A 16,028-nucleotide genomic window follows, 5' to 3' on the forward strand; every position below is an offset into this window, starting at 1 on the left:
CCGCCATCATGGCAATACTGAAACGCCTGGCCGAATCGGCCCGGCCCGCCGTCGCCTTCACGCTGGACGGCAAACCCTGCAGCGCGCTGGCCGGCGATACCGTGCTGACGGCGGTGCTGACGCAGGCCGAACGCCTGCGCGTCTCGGAATTCGGCGGCGGGCCGCGCGCCGGCTTCTGCATGATGGGCGCCTGCCAGGACTGCTGGATGCAGCGCGAGGACGGCACGCGGCTGCGCGCCTGTTCCACCTACATCGAAGCGGGCATGCGCCTGCGCAGCGCGCCGCCGCGCGCCGAGCAGGTGCCGGGCACGCTGGCGGCGGAGGGCGAGGCATCATGAACCTGATCCTGCCCGTGATCGTGGGCGCCGGCCCCGCCGGCATCCGCGCCGCGCAGACGCTGGCGGCCCAGGGCCTGCGGCCGGTGGTGCTGGACGAGGCGCCGCGCGCCGGCGGCCAGATCTACCGCCAGCCGCCGCCGGGCTTCGCGCGATCCAAGGCGGCGTTGTACGGCTTCGAGCACCGCAAGGCCGATGCGCTGCACCGCAAGATGGACGAGCTGGCGCCGCAACTGGACTACCGGCCCGGCAGCCTGGTGTGGAACGCCGAAGGCAAGACGCTCGATGTGCTGCGCGACGGCAAGAGCGCGCCCGTGCCCTACACCCATTTGATCCTGGCCACCGGCGCCACCGACCGCGTGCTGCCGTTCCCGGGCTGGCTGACGCCGGGCGTGTACACGCTGGGCGGTTCGCAGGTGGCGTTGAAGCACCAGGGCTGCGCCATCGGCGAGCGCGTCGCGTTCCTGGGCACCGGCCCCCTGCTCTATCTGGTCGCCTATCAGTACGCCAAGGCCGGCGCCCGTGTTGTCGCGGTGCTGGATACCTCGCGCTTCGCCGACCGCCTGGCGGCCTTGCCCGCCATGTTGCGCGCGCCGGGCCTGCTGGCCAAGGGGCTGTACTACATGGCCTGGCTGCGCGCGCATGGCGTGCCGATGGCCAGCGGCGTGCGGCCGGTGCGGGCCGAGGGCGAGACGCGCGTCACCGGGCTGGTCTACCGCCAGGGATCGCGGCAGCGGCGCGTCGATTGCGATGCCTTGGGCTACGGCCTGTCGCTGCGCTCCGAAACGCAACTGGCCAGCCTGGCGGGCTGCCAGTTCATTTTCAACGCGCGTGACCGTGCCTGGACGCCGCGCCTGGACGCGGCTGGACGCAGCAGCGTGGCCGGCGTGTACGTGGCCGGCGACGGCGCCGGCATCGGCGGCGCCGACGCGGCCGAGCTCGCCGGCGAGCGCGCCGCGCTCGCCTTGCTGGAGGATGCGGGCCATGCGCAGCCGGCGCAGCGGGCGCGCGAACTCGAAGCCCGCCTGGCCGCCAACGGCCGCGTGCGCGACGCGCTCGAACGCGCCTTTCCGTTTCCCGAGGATTGGGCCGCCGACATCGCCGACGACACCGTGGTGTGCCGCTGCGAGGAAGTCACCGCCGGCACGTTGCGCGCGGCGGTCCACGGCACCGGCGCGCGCGAACTGAACCGCCTGAAGGCGCTGACGCGTGTCGGCATGGGACGCTGCCAGGGCCGCATGTGCGGCGCCGGCGCGGCCGAAGTGCTGGCGCAGGCCTGCGGCGCCGGGCCAGACGGCGTCGGCCGCCTGCGTGGCCAGCCGCCGGTCAAGCCGATCCCTGTGGATATCGTCTGTCTCGACCGCACGGAGAAGGCCGCGCCATGACCGAACGCATCGACACCGAAGTCGCCATTCTCGGCGGCGGCATCGTCGGCGGCAGCGCCGCGCTGTTCCTGCGCCGGCTGGGCGTGCCGGTGGTGCTGCTGGAGGCCGCGCTGTGCGGCGCCCGCGCCAGCGGCGTCAACTACGGCGGCGTGCGCCGCCAGGGCCGTGGCCTGGAGCAGATGCCGCTGGCGCGCCGCGCGCACGAGCTTTGGGGCCAGTTGCCGCAACTGATCGGCATCGACGGCGAATACGTGCGCTCGGGCCACTTGAAGTTGGCGTGCTCGAATGCGGACCTGGACGCCTTGCACGCCTATCGCGCGCAGACCCGTGGCTTCGGCATGAACCTCGAAATGCTGGACCGCGCCGCCCTGGCGCGGCGCTTCGGCTGGCTGGGCGCGCACGTGGTGGGCGGCTCGTTCTGCCCCGAGGATGGCCACGCCAACCCGCGCCTGGTGTCGCCGGCTTTCGGCCGCGCCGCCCGCGCGCTGGGCGCCGATGTGCGCGAAGGCACCCCCGTCACGCAGGCCATCCACGACGGCGACCGCTTTATCCTGCGCGCCGGCGACGCGCTGGAGGTGCGTTCGCGCTTCCTGCTCAATTGCGCCGGCGCCTGGGCCGGACGCTTCGCGCAGGATTTCGGCGAAACCGTGCCCGAGACCGCGATCCATCCGCTGATGATGGTGACCGAGCCGCTGCCGCTGTTCATGGATGTCAGCCTCGGCATGCAGGGCGGCGGCATCTACGCGCGCCAGGTGGCGCGCGGCAACTGCGTCATCGGTGGGGGCCGCGCCGTGTCCGCCGGCCCCGATTACGCCCGTCCCGGCCGCGAGGCGCTGGGCCCGCTGATGGCCAACGCCGCGCGCCTGCTGCCGCCATTGCGCGGCGCGCAGGTCATCCGCTTCTGGACCGGGGTCGAGGGCAACATGCCCGACCACAACCCGGTGCTGGGCCCCAGCGCCACCGTGCCGGGCCTGTTCCATGCCTTCGGCCTGTCCGGCGCGGGCTTCCAGATCGGCCCCGCCGTGGGCGAAGTGCTTTCCGAACTGGTCGTTAACGGCCGGTCTTCCATTCCCATCGACGCCTTCGGCATCGGACGATACACGGGGGCCGCTCACGGCCCCGTGGCTCGGTTGGGGCCTGTTCGTGAGCAAACGCTGGAGTCACCATGAAGCACAACAAACAGGGCGTTCGCCGCCCGTCCAAGGGGAAGTGGCTGCTGGGCCTGGCGCTGGCCGCGCTGTCGGCGGGCGCCATGGCGCAGCAGAAGACGCTGTACGTCGGCATGAACGGCGGCGACATGGAGCGCGCCTTCACGCAGTACGTGTTCCCGGATTTCGAGAAGGCCAACAACGTCAAGATCGTGGTGGTGCCCGGCACGTCCACCGACGTGCTGGCCAAGGCCCAGGCGTTCAAGGACAAGCCGCAGATGCACGTCATGTTCCTGGACGACGGCATCATGGCGCGCGCCATCTCCATGGGCCTGTGCGAGCCGCTCAACGACGATCCGGTGCTCAAGGACCTGTACCCCACCGCCGTCATGAAGGACCGCATGGCCGCCGGCATCGACATCGGCATGACCGGCCTGGGCTACAACACCCGCCTGTTCAAGGAGAAAGGCTGGGCCGCGCCGACCTCGTGGATGGACCTGGCCGATCCCAAGTTCAAGGGCAAGGTGGTGTTCCAGTCGGCCTCGGGCAGCACCTTCGGCCTGCACGGCTTCCTGATGTTCAACCGCATCCAGGGCGGCAATGACCAGAACACCGAGCCCGGCTTCAAGCAGTGGCCGTCCACCATCGGCCCCAACGTGCTGGAATACATCCCCAACTCGGCCAAGCTGGCCGAGATGATCCAGTCCAACGAAGCCGCCATCTTCCCGCTCACGCCCACCGCCATCGCCCGCCTGAAGAAGCGCGACATCCCGGTGGAATACGCCCAGCCCAAGGAAGGCTCGGTGATCCTGATGGTGGCCGAGTGCGTCATCGCCAAGAACAGCGAGCCGGAACTGGCGCAGAAGCTGGCGCTGTACCTGCTGTCGCCGCAGGCGCAGGCCAAGGCACTGGAAATGGGCGGCCATTTCCCGTCCAATAAGAACGTTCAACCGCCGGCCGGCACCGAAGAGGCGCTCAAGCGCTTCCAGGGCTACATGGCCAACGCCAAGATCCTGGACTGGGACCAGATCAACGCCACCCGTCCCGCCTTCAACGCGCGCTGGAACCGCACGGTCGAACGCTGAGGACAGGCACGCCTTCGTCCGCGACGCTGCGCGCGTCGCGGACGGCAAGGCACCGATCACACCCAGGGCGCGCGCGCCCTTCACGCAGGAGCGAGGCATGCGGCTCATCATCAGGTCTGGCGGCCACTCGGCCATGGAAGAATGGCGCGAGCAGTTCAAGCGCCACGCGCCCGATCTGGAGATCGTCAGTTGGTTCGACGACGTCGACCCCGCCTCGATCGACTACGCCCTGGTCTGGGCGCCCGAGCCTGGCCGCCTGGCCACCTTCCCCAACCTCAAGCTCATCATCAGCGCCGGCGCCGGCGTTGACCACATCGTCTCCGACCCCGCCTGGCCGCGCCACCTGCGCATCGCGCGCATGGTCACCCCGCGCACCGAAACCGAGATGGCCGAGTTCGTGCTGACCAGCGCCCTGATGCTGACCCGCGACCTCAAGCGCGCCATCGACCAGCAGGCCCGTCGCCACTGGGAACTGTACGACTCGCTGCGCGTGGCCGCCGACATGCGCGTCGGCATCATGGGCCTGGGCCACCTCGGCATCGCCGCCGCCCGCCTGCTGGCCAAGGTCGGTTTCCCCGTCAGCGGCTGGTCGCGCGGCGCGACCACCTTGCCCGACGGCCTGCCCTCCTACGCCGGTCCCGACCAGTTCCCCGAATTCCTGTCCCGCACCGACCTGCTGGTCTGCCTGCTGCCCGCCACCGAAGCCACCCGCGGCATCCTCAACCGCGACACCTTTGCCGGCCTCCCACGCGGCGCCAGCCTCATCAACGCCGGCCGCGGTAGCCACATGGTCACGCAGGACCTCCTCGACGCCCTGGACGGCGGCCACCTGCACCAGGCCCTGCTGGACGTCTTCGACCCCGAACCCCTGCCGCCCGAATCCCCCCTCTGGACCCACCCCAACATCATCATCACCCCGCATTGCGCCGCCATCCCCGACCGCCAGGAACGCGCCCGCCACACCGCCTGGCTCATCACCGCCAACGAACGCGGCGAGGCCTTACCCAACATCTACGACCCCGTTCGCGGCTACTGAAAACACCGCAAAGCAGTTGTCCACAGCTTGCGCTTTGCGCCAAAATCCCAAGGCCTGTGGAAAACTCGATTTCGTCCCCAGCATCCGCGAAGTGAAATCAATCGTAGCCCCGCACCGCCATGCCACGGCGCCCCGGGCGTCTAAAGAACCCCGTTCCCCGCCAGCAAAAAACGGTTCAACAAAAAAACCGCAAAATCTGCAAACCAAGGCCGCCTACATTTGCTCCCCAAGGAGCCACGCACTTGAAACCCCAAACCCGCACCACCTACGCCCACCGCCTGGACCCCGTCCTGCGCTGGCTGGCAAGCCACCCCGACGCCGACCCCGACCTGTATCAGTTGGCCGATCTGGCTTGCCTCTCGCCCTATCACTTCCACCGCGTCTACCGCGCCGTGATGGGCGAAACCGTGAACGCCACCGTGCAGCGCATCCGCATGCACCGCGCGGCCGTTTCATTGGGCAGCACCGGGGATTCCTTGCGTGACGTTGCGCAGCGCGCCGGCTACGAGTCGGACGCCGCCTTCAACCGCGCGTTCGGCGCGACCTTCGGCATCCCGCCGGGGCGCTACCGCGCGACCCGCTCCCGACCCTTCGACCCCAAGGAGCCAGGCATGTACCCCATCACCATCGAGACTTTCCCCGGCGCCGTGCTGGCCGCCCTGCCGCACCGTGGCAGCTACCAGGAAATCGGCCCGGTCTTCTCCCGCGCTTTCATGCTCGCCGCCAGCCGCGGCCTGGCGCGTCCCGAGGCCATCGGCTTCGGCATCTACTTCGACGACCCCGAGCAGGTGCCGCCGGCCCAGTTGCGTTCGATGGCAGGCGTATCGGTCGCGCCCGACGCCGAGCTGGGCGACGAACTGGAACGCTTCGAGATCCCCGCCACCCGTTGTGCGATGCTGACCTACACCGGCCCGTACAACGAGATGGACAAGCCCTACAACTGGATGTTCTCGGAATGGCTGCCCGCCAGCGGCATGGTGCCGGCGGACTTCCCCATGTTCGAGCAGTACCTGAATGATCCGCGCACCACGCCGCCCGCGCAATTGCAGACGCGCATCTGCATGCCGTTGAAGTAAGCGCCGCAAGCCGCGCGATGGCCCGCGTTGACGTGGCCGTCGCGCGCGGCACGGGCTTGGCTTCGCGCCGCCGCTACCCCAGCACGCCCGCCAGGTACTGCCGCAGCCATGCATGCGCCGGGTCATCCTGGTAGCGCTCGTGCCAGTACAGCGACACGGTGATCGCCGGCAGGCTCAGCGGCGCCTTGAGCGTGACGATGCGCGCGCTGCCCGACATGGCCTTGGCGATGCTCACCGGCATCGTGGCGATGAGGTCCGAGGCCTCGACGATGAACGGGCACACCATGTAGCTCGACAGCGTCGCCACGATGCGGCGGCTGCGGTTCTGTCCCATCAGGATGCGGTCGATGGCCTTGCTGAAGTAGCGCGTGTGGGCCGCCAGGTCCAGGTGGCCGTAGCTCAGGTAGGCGTCCAGGTTCCAGCGCTTGCGCAGACAGGGATGGCCTTCGCGCACGATGCACACCGCCGGTTCCTGGTACAGGAAGCGCGTGCGCAGATCCGGCGCCGGATCCGGAAAATAGCCAGCGATCAGTTCGACATGATTGGTGTCCAGCATGCTCAGGCCGTGCTGCGGCCGCGCCGGCACGATCAGCAATTGGAAGTGCGGCGCATCCACCGCCAGGCGCGGGATCAGCTTGGGCAGCAGCGTGTACTGCACGTAATCGGTGGCGTAGAACGACAGGCTGCGCGCCGAGTGTGCCGGGTCGAACACCTCGCGCGTGCGGGTGGCGCGGCGCCAACCTTCCAATAGCGGCAGAAAGCCCTGGTGCAGTTCGTGCGCGCGCTGCGTCGGCTGCCACGCGCCGCCTTCGCGCACCAGCAGCGGATCGCCGAACAGTTGCCGCAGACGGTTCATCGCGGCGCTCATGGCGGGTTGGCTGATGCCGAGTTGCTCGGCCGCGCGCGACACATTGCGGCAGGTCATCAACGCGTCGAAATGCACAAGCAGATTCAGGTCCGGATGCTTCACCGCCGCCCACCTATAAATGGCATCTATATCAATATAAACCGCAAGGACTGCTGGCGCGCGCCGGCCAGGCCTAGGATGTTCCCGTTGTTGCAGTGAACCCGAGGCAATGCCTCTCAGGTCCGGCGTCCATGATCGGGCCGCAAGGAAGTTCTATCAACAAGGGGAAGTCATGAACGCAGCGTTCATTCGCAGTTGCTGTCTTGCATTCGGGGCGGCCGCGCTGGCCGCCGCCGCGCTACCGGCCCGCGCCGAGTGGCCCGACAAGGTGATCCGCATCGTGGTGCCGTTCGCGGCGGGCGGGTCCACCGACCTGATCGCGCGCAAGATCGCGGAGGGCCTGGGCCAGCGCCTGTCGGCCAATGTCATTGTCGAGAACCGGCCCGGCGCGGGCGGCACCGTCGGCACCGAGTACGTGGCGCGCCAGCCGGCCGATGGCTACACCATCCTGATGGGTTCGGTCAGCACGCACGGCAGCGCGCCCTGCGTGTATTCGAAGCTGCCGTACGACGCGCTCAAGGATTTCACGCCGCTGACCGTCGTCGCCACCATTCCCAACGTCATGTCGGTGAACCAGTCGGTGCCGGCCAACAACCTGCAGGAATTCGTGGCGCTGCTCAAGAAGGAGCCCGAGAAATACTCGTTCGCCTCCAATGGCCAGGGCACATCGAACCATCTGGCCGCCGAGCTGTTCAAGAGCACCGCCGGCGTGTCGATGGTGCACGTGCCCTACCGCGGTTCGGGCCCGGCGCTGATCGACCTGGTGGGCGGCCAGATCAACATGATGATGGACGTGGTGATGACGTCCTATCCGTACATCAAGGACGGCAAGATCAAGGCGCTGGCGGTGACCTCGCCGCAGCGCTCGCCCATGCTGCCCGACGTGCCGACGGTGGCCGAGTCCGGCTACCCCGGCTACGAGGCCATGGTGTGGTTCGGCATGCTGGCGCCGGCCAAGCTGCCCGAGCCGCTGCGCGCCAAGCTCACCGACGCGCTGGTGCAGACGCTGCACGCGCCCGCCATGAAGACCTATCTGGAACAACAGGGCGCGCAGGTCTCGGACGTGGCCGGCCCGGCCTTCGACACCATGATCAAGAGCGAAATCGACAAATGGTGCGGCGTGGTCAAGCAGGCCGGCATCAAGCTGGACTGAGCGCCGCCGCGCCCTTCTTTTCTTTCAGGGAAGCACAAGCATGTATCGCATAGGGATAGACGTCGGAGGCACGTTTACCGACTTCACGATGATCGACGAAGATCAAGGCATCGTGCATTTTCACAAGGTGCCGTCGACACCGTCCGATCCGTCGGAAGCCATCGCCACCGGCATCGGGCAGATGCTCAAGGACCATGGCGTTTCGCCGTCGCAGGTGTCGCACGTGGGCCATGGCACCACGGTCGCGACCAACCTCATCATCGAGCGCAAGGGCGCGCGCGTCGGCCTGATCACCACGCAAGGCTTTCGCGACGTGCTGGAGATCGGCCGGCAGACGCGGCCGCACCTGTACGACTACAGCGTCGGCAAGCCGCCGGTGGCGGTGCCGCGCGAGTTCCGCGCCGAGGTCAATGAACGCGTCAATGCGCAGGGCGAGGTGCTGGCGCCGCTGGATGCGGACGCGGTGCGCGCGGCGGCGCGGCGCTTTGCCGCCGCCGGCATCGACGCGGTCACGATCTGCTTCCTGCATGCCTACCGCAACCCCGCGCACGAGCAGCAGGCCGCGCGCATCGTGACCGAGGAAATGCCCGACGCCTACATCAGCCTGTCGTCGGACGTGCTGCCGGAGTTCCGCGAATACGAACGCCTGTCGACCACGGTGCTGAACGCGGCGGTGGGGCCGAAGATGGCGCGTTACCTGGAACGCTTCCTGCAGCGCGTGCGCGAGCTGGATATCGGCCACGAGCCGCACACCATCCATTCCAACGGCGGCCTGATGTCGATCGCCACGGTGCGCCAGTATCCGGTGCGCACCTGCCTGTCGGGGCCGGCCGCCGGCGTGGTGGGCGCGGCCGCGGTGGGTCGCGCCATCGGCAGCCTGAACCTGGTGACGTTCGACGTCGGCGGCACCAGCACCGACGTGTCGCTGATCTGCGATGGCCGACCGTTGTTCACCTCGCACCGCCAGGTGGCGGGCTATCCGGTGAAGACGCCGATGGTGGACATCCACGTGATCGGCGCGGGCGGCGGCAGCATCGCCTGGCTCGACGACGCGGGCGCGCTGAAGGTCGGGCCGCACAGCGCCGGCGCGGTGCCGGGGCCGGTGGGCTACGGCCGCGGCGGCACCGAGCCGACCATCACCGATGCCGAGATCGCCTTGCAGCGCCTGAATCCGGTGGCGCTGCTGAATGGCCGCATGCCGGTGCACGCCGAGGCCGCGCGCCAGGTGATCGACGAACGCGTGGCGCGGCTGCTGGGCCTGACGCGCGAGGCCGCGGCCGAAGGCATCCTGCGCATCGCGGCGGCCAACATGAGCCGTGCCATCCGCGCCGTGTCGACCGAGCGCGGCCACGACCTGTCGCAATTCGCCCTGTATGCCTATGGCGGCGCGGGCCCGCTGCACGCGGTCGAGGTGGCCGAGGAATGCGGCATCCCCACGGTGATCGTGCCGCAGGAGCCGGGCACCATGTGCGCGCGCGGCATCCTGCTTAGCGACATCTCGTTCGACTTCGTGCGCAGCGAGATCGCGCTGGCCAGCGCGGAAAGCTGGGACGGCGTATCGACGATCTTCGACGGGCTGCGCGATCAGGCCGAGCGCTGGCTGGAGGAGGAACGCGTGGAACCGGCGCTGCGCCTGTACCGCAGCGCCATCGACGCGCGCTACGAGGGCCAGAACTTCGAGGTGCAGGTGGCGCTGGACGACACCGGCGCCGGCGGCTACGCCGAGTTCGCGCGCCGCTTCGCCGAGGCGCACGAGCGCGAGTACGGCTACACCGTCGACGACCGCAAGGTGCAGATCATCAACTGCCGCATGCAGGCGGTGGGCCAGGTGGTGAAGGCGCCGCTGGCGCCGCGCCAGGTCGATGGCACGCTGGACGGCGCCCGCATCGGCGAACGCCGCGCCTATTTCGGCGAGCGCCACGGCTGGCTGGACACGCCGGTCTATGACCGCGACCGCGTGCCCACCGGGGCGCGCTTCCGCGGCCCGGCGCTGCTGGAGGAAATGAGTTCGACCACCGTGGTCGGCGCCGGCCAGGACGTCGAGGTCGACGCCTACGGCAACCTGATCATCCATTTGCAAGGAGGCTCGCATGCGTGAAGCCCATGAAGCCAATCAAGACACCGGCGTGGCCCTGGCCGATCCGGTCGGCATGGAGGTGTTCTGCAACCGCCTGCTGTCGATCACCGAAGACATGAACAACACGCTGGTGCGGGCCTCGTTCTCGACCAACATCAAGGAACGCAAGGACTGCTCGGTGGCGCTGTTCGACGCCGCCGGCCGGCTGGTGGCGCAGGGCACGCAGATCCCGCTGCACCTGGGCTCGCTGGACGGCGCCATGGGCGCGATACTGCGCGCCTTCCCGCTCGATCAGATCCGCGACGGCGACGTGTTCATCTGCAACGACCCCTACCTGGCCGATGGCAGCCACCTGCCCGACATCAACATCGTCACGCCAGTGTTCTGGGAAGGCACGCTGCGCTTTTTCGCCGCCAACATCGCGCACCATTCGGACGTGGGCGGCGCGGTGCCCGGCTCGATCGCCGGCGGCCTGAAGTCGATCTTCGAGGAGGGCATCCGCATTCCCGCCAGCCGCATCGCGCGCGCCGGCGAGGTGGACGAGGATTTGCTGCGCCTGATCTGCGCCAACACCCGCGACCCCGAGGAACGGGTGCTGGACCTGCGCGTGCAGATGGCCACCAACCGCCGTGGCGCGGCCGCGGTGCAGGGCCTGATCCGGCAGATGGGGCTGGCGGCGGTGCTGCGCTCGGTCGATGACGTCATCACCTACACGCGCCGCCGCCTGCTCAACCGCATCGGCGAGCTGGCGCAGGGCAGCTACACCTTCCGCAGCGACCTGGACGATGACGGCATGGGCGGCGATCCGGTGCCGATCCAGGTGACGCTGACGGTCAGCCGCGACCGCCTGCATTTCGATTTCGAGGGTTCCGGCAAGCAGGCGCGCGGCGCCATGAACCTGCCGTTCAACGCGCTGCGGGCCTGCGTGTATTACGCGGTCAAGGCGCTGCTGGATCCGGACCTGGCGCCCAACGCCGGCCTGTTCGACCCGATCAGCGTATCGGCGCCGGTGGGCACCATCACCAACCCCGAGCATCCGGCGGCGGTGGGCGCGCGCTCGATCACCGCGCAGAAGGTCGCGGGCGCCATCTTCGGCGCGTTCCGCGGCCTGCTGCCGGCGGAAAAGACCATGGCGTCCAGCAACGACTGCTGCCCGGCCATCGTGTTCTCGGGCCGCTGGCGTGAGCGCGCCGGGCACTTCGTCTACCTGGAGACGCTGGGCGGCGGGGCCGGCGCGCGCTACGACAGCGATGGCATGGACGCGGTGCACGTGCACATGACCAACACGTCCAACCTGCCGGTGGAAGCGCTGGAAAACGAGTATCCGCTGCTGATGGACGAGTACGCCATGATCCCCGATTCCGGCGGCGCCGGCCGCACCCGCGGCGGCATGGGTATCGCCAAGCAGATCCGCGCGGTCGGACCCGGCATCGTCTTCTCGGCGCGCTCGGACAGCCACACGGTGGGCGTGGCCGCCGGTGTCGATGGCGGCGCCGACGGCCGCCGAGCGCGGCTGGTGCGCAATTTCGGCACGCCCGCCCAAGAGGAGCTGTTCTCCAAGACCGCCAACATTACGCTGGCGCCGGGCGAGAGCGTGCGCATCGAGACCCCGGGTGCGGGCGGCTACGGCCCCGCGGCCGAGCGGGCCCGCAACCGCATCGAGCGCGACCTGGCCGACGGCAAGATCAGCCCGGAAGCGGCGCGCGCGGCCTATGGCTACGAAGCCCCCGCTACGCCACGTTGAGCGACATCGAGTACTTCATCTTGTCATGCGGAAAAGTGGTGATCGTGGCCAGCAGCAGCACCCCGCCGCTGCCGTAGTAGCGGCGGGTGATGACAAAGCCCGCCGTCTGCGGTTCGACCTGGAGCTGTCTGGCGATCCCCGCCGCGATGGGCGTGGCCGAGAATTCCTGGTTGACCTCGTGGATGCGGTTGCCGAAATGATCTTCGATCAGCCGCAGCAGCGAAATGCGCGGCTGGATGTCGGCGCGCAGATCGGAATGCGCCGGATCGGCGTAGATCAGCGTGCACGCCACCGGTGTGTCCTGGTCGCCCAGCGTCTTGATGGAGTTGATGTGCAGCCACGGCTGGCCGGCTTCGGCGCCCAGGCTCTCGGCCAGCCGCTTGGTGAGCTTGATGGTGCGCACGTCCTGCACCAGCAGCGCGGCGTTGCGCGCGTACTGCAGCAGGTCGGGAAACTGCGAGATGCGTTGGGTGAAGCGGGTGCTGGCGTGGGCGGTCTCGACGCGCGTGCCGACGCCGGGTCGCCGCGACACCATGCCGGCCACCGTCAGCATGCGGATGGCCTCGCGGATGGTGTGGCGGCTGGCGCCGAATTGTTCGCACAGTTCGTGTTCGGTCGGCAGCAACGTCATGACCGGGTAGCGGCCGCTACCGATGTCGCGCGCCAACTGCTGGTAGATGCTCTTGTAGCGTGGACCGCCAGCCTCGTCGTCCGGCCCCGTGGCCTGGCCGCGGGCCTCGCGCGCGGCGGCCGGGTCGGGCGCGCGTTCGGAGGATCGGGTCATGGGGTGGCTCCTTTTCTCGTTCTATCGGGGTTTGTACGGACAATAACCCATTGACAGGGCCCGCCTCGCGGATCCATTATTTGTCCGGACATTCATGTACGGACAAATTGTACGGCGGACATGAGGTCGCGGGGCAAGCGGGTCCGCATTTTTTTCTGCGGCGAGTCCATCCCCGGATTCAGGCAGCACCGGCAGTTCTTGCAGTTCTCTTCCAATAAACGGGGGTTTTCATGGGCAAGGTACTCGCAGTCCTGGCGGCGGCCACAGTGGCCGTCGGTGTAAGCGCCACGGCGCAGGCGCAGCAGAAGTTGGTGGTGGCCGGCTACGGCGGCTCGTTCGAAGACATCATGCGCAAGGACATCTTCCCGCCCTTCGCCAAGCAGCACGGCGTCGAGCTGGATTACGTGGCCGGCAACTCCACCAATACGGTGGCGCGCCTGCAGGCGCAGAAAAGCAACCAGCAGATCGACGTCGCCATCATCGACGACGGTCCCATGTACCAGGCCATCGCGCTGGGATTCTGCGCGCCCATCCAGGGCCTGCCGGCCGACGACATCTACGGCACCGCGCGCTACAAGGACGACAAGGCGGTTGCCATCGGCATCGTCGCCACCGGCATCATGTACAACAAGAAGGTCTTCGACGAGCGCAAGTGGGCCGCGCCCACCTCGTGGAAGGACCTGAAGGATCCCAAGTACAAAAAGCAATTGGTGGTGCCGCCGCTGAACAACACCTACGGCCTGCACGCGCTGGTGGAATACGCCCGGGAGGGCGGCGGCGGCGAGAAGAAGATCGACGCCGGCTTCAAGACCTTCAAGGACGAGGTCGGCCCCAACGTGCTGGTGTACGAACCGTCGCCGGGCAAGATGACCGAGCTGTTCTCCAGTGGCCAGGCCACCATCGCCGTGTGGGGCAGTGGCCGCGTCAAGGCCTTCGCCGACACTGGCTTCCCGGTGGGCTTCGTCTATCCGCAGGAAGGCGCCTACGCGCTGCTGTCGTCGGTATGCCCGGTGGCCAAGGCCAATGCCAATCCGCTGGCGCAGGCCTTCGTCAACTACCTGGTCAGCCCGAAGGTGCAGGAGCAGTTGGCCAGCGCCTACGGCTATGGCCCGGTCAACAAGCAGGCCAAGGTGGCCGACGATCCGCGCGTGCCGCTGCCGATCGGCAAGCGCGCCGCCGACCTGATCGTGATCGACTGGGACACGGTCAACCAGAACCGGGACGACTGGAACAAGCGCTGGACGCGTGAAATCGAGCGTTGACGTTTCGTACACCAGGACGCAACGGCGGCGCGGGCGCGCCGCCAGCGGGAGCATCCATGAGTTATCTCGTATTGAACCGCCTGTCCAAGCGCTACGGCGACCTGACGGCGGTCGAGGACCTGAGTCTGTCGGTCGAACGCGGCGAGTTCATCTCGCTGCTGGGGCCGTCCGGCTGCGGCAAGACCACCACGCTGCAGATGATCGCCGGGTTCGTCGAGCCCAGCGGCGGCAGCATCGTGCTGGACGGCAAGGACGTCAGCCGCACGCCCGCGAACAAGCGCGGGCTGGGCATGGTGTTCCAGAACTACGCGCTGTTCCCGCACATGACCGCGGCCGAGAATGTGTCGTTCGGCCTGGAGATGCAGCGGGTCGGCAAGGACGAGCGGCAGGCGCGGGTGGCCGAGGCGCTCAAGCTGGTGGGCCTGTCGCATCTGGCCGACCGCCATCCGGCGCGCATGTCGGGCGGCCAGCAGCAGCGCGTGGCGCTGGCGCGCGCGCTGGTGATCCGCCCCAGCGTGCTGCTGCTGGACGAGCCGCTGTCGAACCTGGACGCCAAGCTGCGCGAGGAAATGCAGTTGGAGCTGCGCAGCATCCAGCGCACCGTCGGCACCACCACCATCCTGGTGACGCACGACCAGTCCGAAGCGCTGGCGCTGTCCGACCGCATCGTGGTGATGAACCAGGGCCGGGTCGAGCAGGTGGCCGAGCCGTTCGCCGCGTATGAAGGGCCGTCGAACCGCTTCGTCGGCGGCTTCCTGGGCAAGGCCAATGTGTTCACGCCCACGCCGCAGTCTTATGACGGCGAGGTGCGGGCGCGCATCGGCGAGGCCCACATCGCCATGGACGGGCAGCCCGTGCCGCAGGGCGCGGTGATCGTGCGGCCCGAGAAGATCCTGTTCGCCGAGGCCGGCGCCTGTGCCCTGCCCGGCCGCATGAAGACGCGCGTGTTCCAGGGCAACCACTGGCTGTGCCAGGTCGAGACCTCGGTGGGCGAAGTCATGGTGATCCGCCAGAACGATGGCGTGCCGGTGCCTGCCGAAGGCGCGACCGTGCACCTGCGCTGGCGCGCGCAGGACATGTGCGCGGTGGCCGGCCAGGAGCCGGCAAAATGAGCGCGCGCGCCAACCCCTGGCTGCTGAGCGCGCCGGCGCTGGCGGTGTACGCCACCTTCCTGGTGGTGCCGATGGCGCTGGTGCTGCTGATCAGCTTCTTCGACTTCCAGTTCTACGGCGGCATGCAGGTCACCTTCACCTGGAAGAACTACATCGAGATTTTCAGCGACGGCTATTACTACGAGATCTACGCCCGCACCTTCGGCGTGGCGGCGCTGGTGACGCTGGCCTGCCTGGTGCTGGGCACGGCCGAGGCCTACGTGCTGTCGCGCATGGCCAATCCGTGGAAGGGCCTGTTCCTGATGGTGGTGCTGGGGCCGCTGCTGATCTCGGTGGTGGTGCGCACGCTGGGCTGGGCGCTGCTGTTCGGGTCCACCGGACTCATCAACAAGGCGCTCATGGGCATCGGCCTGATCGCCACGCCGATCGACCTGATGTACAGCAACCTGGGCGTGGGCATCGCGCTCACGCATGTGCTGGTGCCGTTCATGGTGATCGCGGTGTGGGCGTCGTTGCAGCGGATCAATCCGTCGACCGAGGCCGCCGCGCTGTCGCTGGGCGCCAGCCAGTTCACCGTGATCCGTCGCGTGATCGTGCCGCAGGTCATGCCGGGCATCCTGTCGGGGTCGATCATGGTGTTCGCGATGGCCGCCAGTTCCTTCGCCACGCCCGCCATTATTGGCGGCCGGCGCCTGAAGAACGTGGCCACCGCGGCCTACGACGAGTTCCTGAACACACTCAACTGGCCGCTGGGCGCGGCGCTGGCGGTGGTGCTGCTGGTGGCGACCGTGGTGGTGCTGTTGTCGGCCAACCGGCTGATCGAGCGCCGCTATGGCGCGGTCTTCAATCCGTCGGGGGCCTGAC

At 68.5% G+C, this 16,028-nt stretch carries 14 protein-coding genes; 12 read left to right on the plus strand and 2 right to left on the minus strand.

Annotation, left to right across the window (positions count from 1 at the left end; all coding sequences use genetic code 11):
- Positions 1 to 8 precede the first annotated feature (8 nt).
- From HV783_RS17270 to HV783_RS17295, 6 genes are all read left to right on the plus strand, one after another.
- Positions 9 to 338: a (2Fe-2S)-binding protein gene (locus HV783_RS17270; protein ID WP_175189550.1), complete on the plus strand. Its 330-nt coding sequence runs from the start codon at positions 9 to 11 to the stop codon at positions 336 to 338.
- On the plus strand, positions 335 to 1,720 hold the full coding sequence (locus tag HV783_RS17275) for an FAD/NAD(P)-dependent oxidoreductase (protein ID WP_054504477.1): 1,386 nt from the start codon (positions 335 to 337) through the stop codon (positions 1,718 to 1,720). Before HV783_RS17270 ends, HV783_RS17275 begins: the two co-directional genes overlap by 4 nt.
- Complete coding sequence (locus tag HV783_RS17280) at positions 1,717 to 2,889, plus strand: NAD(P)/FAD-dependent oxidoreductase (protein WP_175189551.1); 1,173 nt, start codon at positions 1,717 to 1,719, stop codon at positions 2,887 to 2,889. Before HV783_RS17275 ends, HV783_RS17280 begins: the two co-directional genes overlap by 4 nt.
- The gene (locus HV783_RS17285) at positions 2,886 to 3,953 is read left to right on the plus strand and encodes an ABC transporter substrate-binding protein (RefSeq protein WP_054485421.1); all 1,068 of its coding nucleotides are present in this window, start codon (positions 2,886 to 2,888) and stop codon (positions 3,951 to 3,953) included. Before HV783_RS17280 ends, HV783_RS17285 begins: the two co-directional genes overlap by 4 nt.
- A gap of 97 nt (positions 3,954 to 4,050) precedes the next feature.
- Positions 4,051 to 4,989, plus strand: coding sequence for a 2-hydroxyacid dehydrogenase (locus tag HV783_RS17290; RefSeq protein WP_175189552.1), 939 nt, complete (start codon positions 4,051 to 4,053; stop codon positions 4,987 to 4,989).
- A gap of 242 nt (positions 4,990 to 5,231) precedes the next feature.
- Entirely contained in the window at positions 5,232 to 6,065 is an 834-nt protein-coding gene (locus HV783_RS17295) for an AraC family transcriptional regulator (protein WP_064528360.1), read from the plus strand.
- A gap of 73 nt (positions 6,066 to 6,138) precedes the next feature.
- Here HV783_RS17295 and HV783_RS17300 read toward each other — a convergent pair whose 3' ends face one another.
- Positions 6,139 to 7,035, minus strand: a complete 897-nt coding sequence (locus HV783_RS17300; protein ID WP_006389505.1) for a LysR family transcriptional regulator — start codon at positions 7,033 to 7,035, stop codon at positions 6,139 to 6,141.
- 169 nt (positions 7,036 to 7,204) lie between these two features.
- Between HV783_RS17300 and HV783_RS17305 the strand changes: the two genes are divergently transcribed.
- Genes HV783_RS17305 through HV783_RS17315 form a run of 3 tightly spaced genes read left to right on the plus strand, consistent with a single transcriptional unit; the run spans position 7,205 to position 12,006 of the window.
- The gene (locus tag HV783_RS17305; protein ID WP_254603928.1) at positions 7,205 to 8,185 is read left to right on the plus strand and encodes a Bug family tripartite tricarboxylate transporter substrate binding protein; all 981 of its coding nucleotides are present in this window, start codon (positions 7,205 to 7,207) and stop codon (positions 8,183 to 8,185) included.
- A gap of 40 nt (positions 8,186 to 8,225) precedes the next feature.
- The gene (locus HV783_RS17310) at positions 8,226 to 10,283 is read left to right on the plus strand and encodes a hydantoinase/oxoprolinase family protein (RefSeq protein WP_175189554.1); all 2,058 of its coding nucleotides are present in this window, start codon (positions 8,226 to 8,228) and stop codon (positions 10,281 to 10,283) included.
- The gene (locus HV783_RS17315) at positions 10,276 to 12,006 is read left to right on the plus strand and encodes a hydantoinase B/oxoprolinase family protein (protein ID WP_175189555.1); all 1,731 of its coding nucleotides are present in this window, start codon (positions 10,276 to 10,278) and stop codon (positions 12,004 to 12,006) included. Before HV783_RS17310 ends, HV783_RS17315 begins: the two co-directional genes overlap by 8 nt.
- Here the strand turns inward: HV783_RS17315 and HV783_RS17320 are convergent.
- On the minus strand, positions 11,993 to 12,790 hold the full coding sequence (locus tag HV783_RS17320; RefSeq protein ID WP_144656282.1) for a GntR family transcriptional regulator: 798 nt from the start codon (positions 12,788 to 12,790) through the stop codon (positions 11,993 to 11,995). The two genes, HV783_RS17315 and HV783_RS17320, sit on opposite strands and share 14 nt — an antisense overlap.
- Before the next feature lie 230 nt (positions 12,791 to 13,020).
- Between HV783_RS17320 and HV783_RS17325 the strand changes: the two genes are divergently transcribed.
- From HV783_RS17325 to HV783_RS17335, 3 genes are read left to right on the plus strand one after another with little or no spacing between them, the layout of a single operon-like run.
- Positions 13,021 to 14,052, plus strand: coding sequence for an ABC transporter substrate-binding protein (locus HV783_RS17325; protein WP_175189556.1), 1,032 nt, complete (start codon positions 13,021 to 13,023; stop codon positions 14,050 to 14,052).
- 56 nt (positions 14,053 to 14,108) lie between these two features.
- Entirely contained in the window at positions 14,109 to 15,164 is a 1,056-nt protein-coding gene (locus HV783_RS17330; RefSeq protein ID WP_020925745.1) for an ABC transporter ATP-binding protein, read from the plus strand.
- A complete protein-coding gene (locus HV783_RS17335) occupies positions 15,161 to 16,027 on the plus strand; it encodes an ABC transporter permease (RefSeq protein WP_054504485.1) in 867 nt (288 codons plus the stop codon). The genes HV783_RS17330 and HV783_RS17335 overlap by 4 nt, the downstream gene beginning before the upstream one ends.
- Position 16,028 lies beyond the last annotated feature (1 nt).

Source organism: Achromobacter dolens, assembly GCF_902859745.1.
Lineage (GTDB): Bacteria > Pseudomonadota > Gammaproteobacteria > Burkholderiales > Burkholderiaceae_B > Achromobacter > Achromobacter dolens.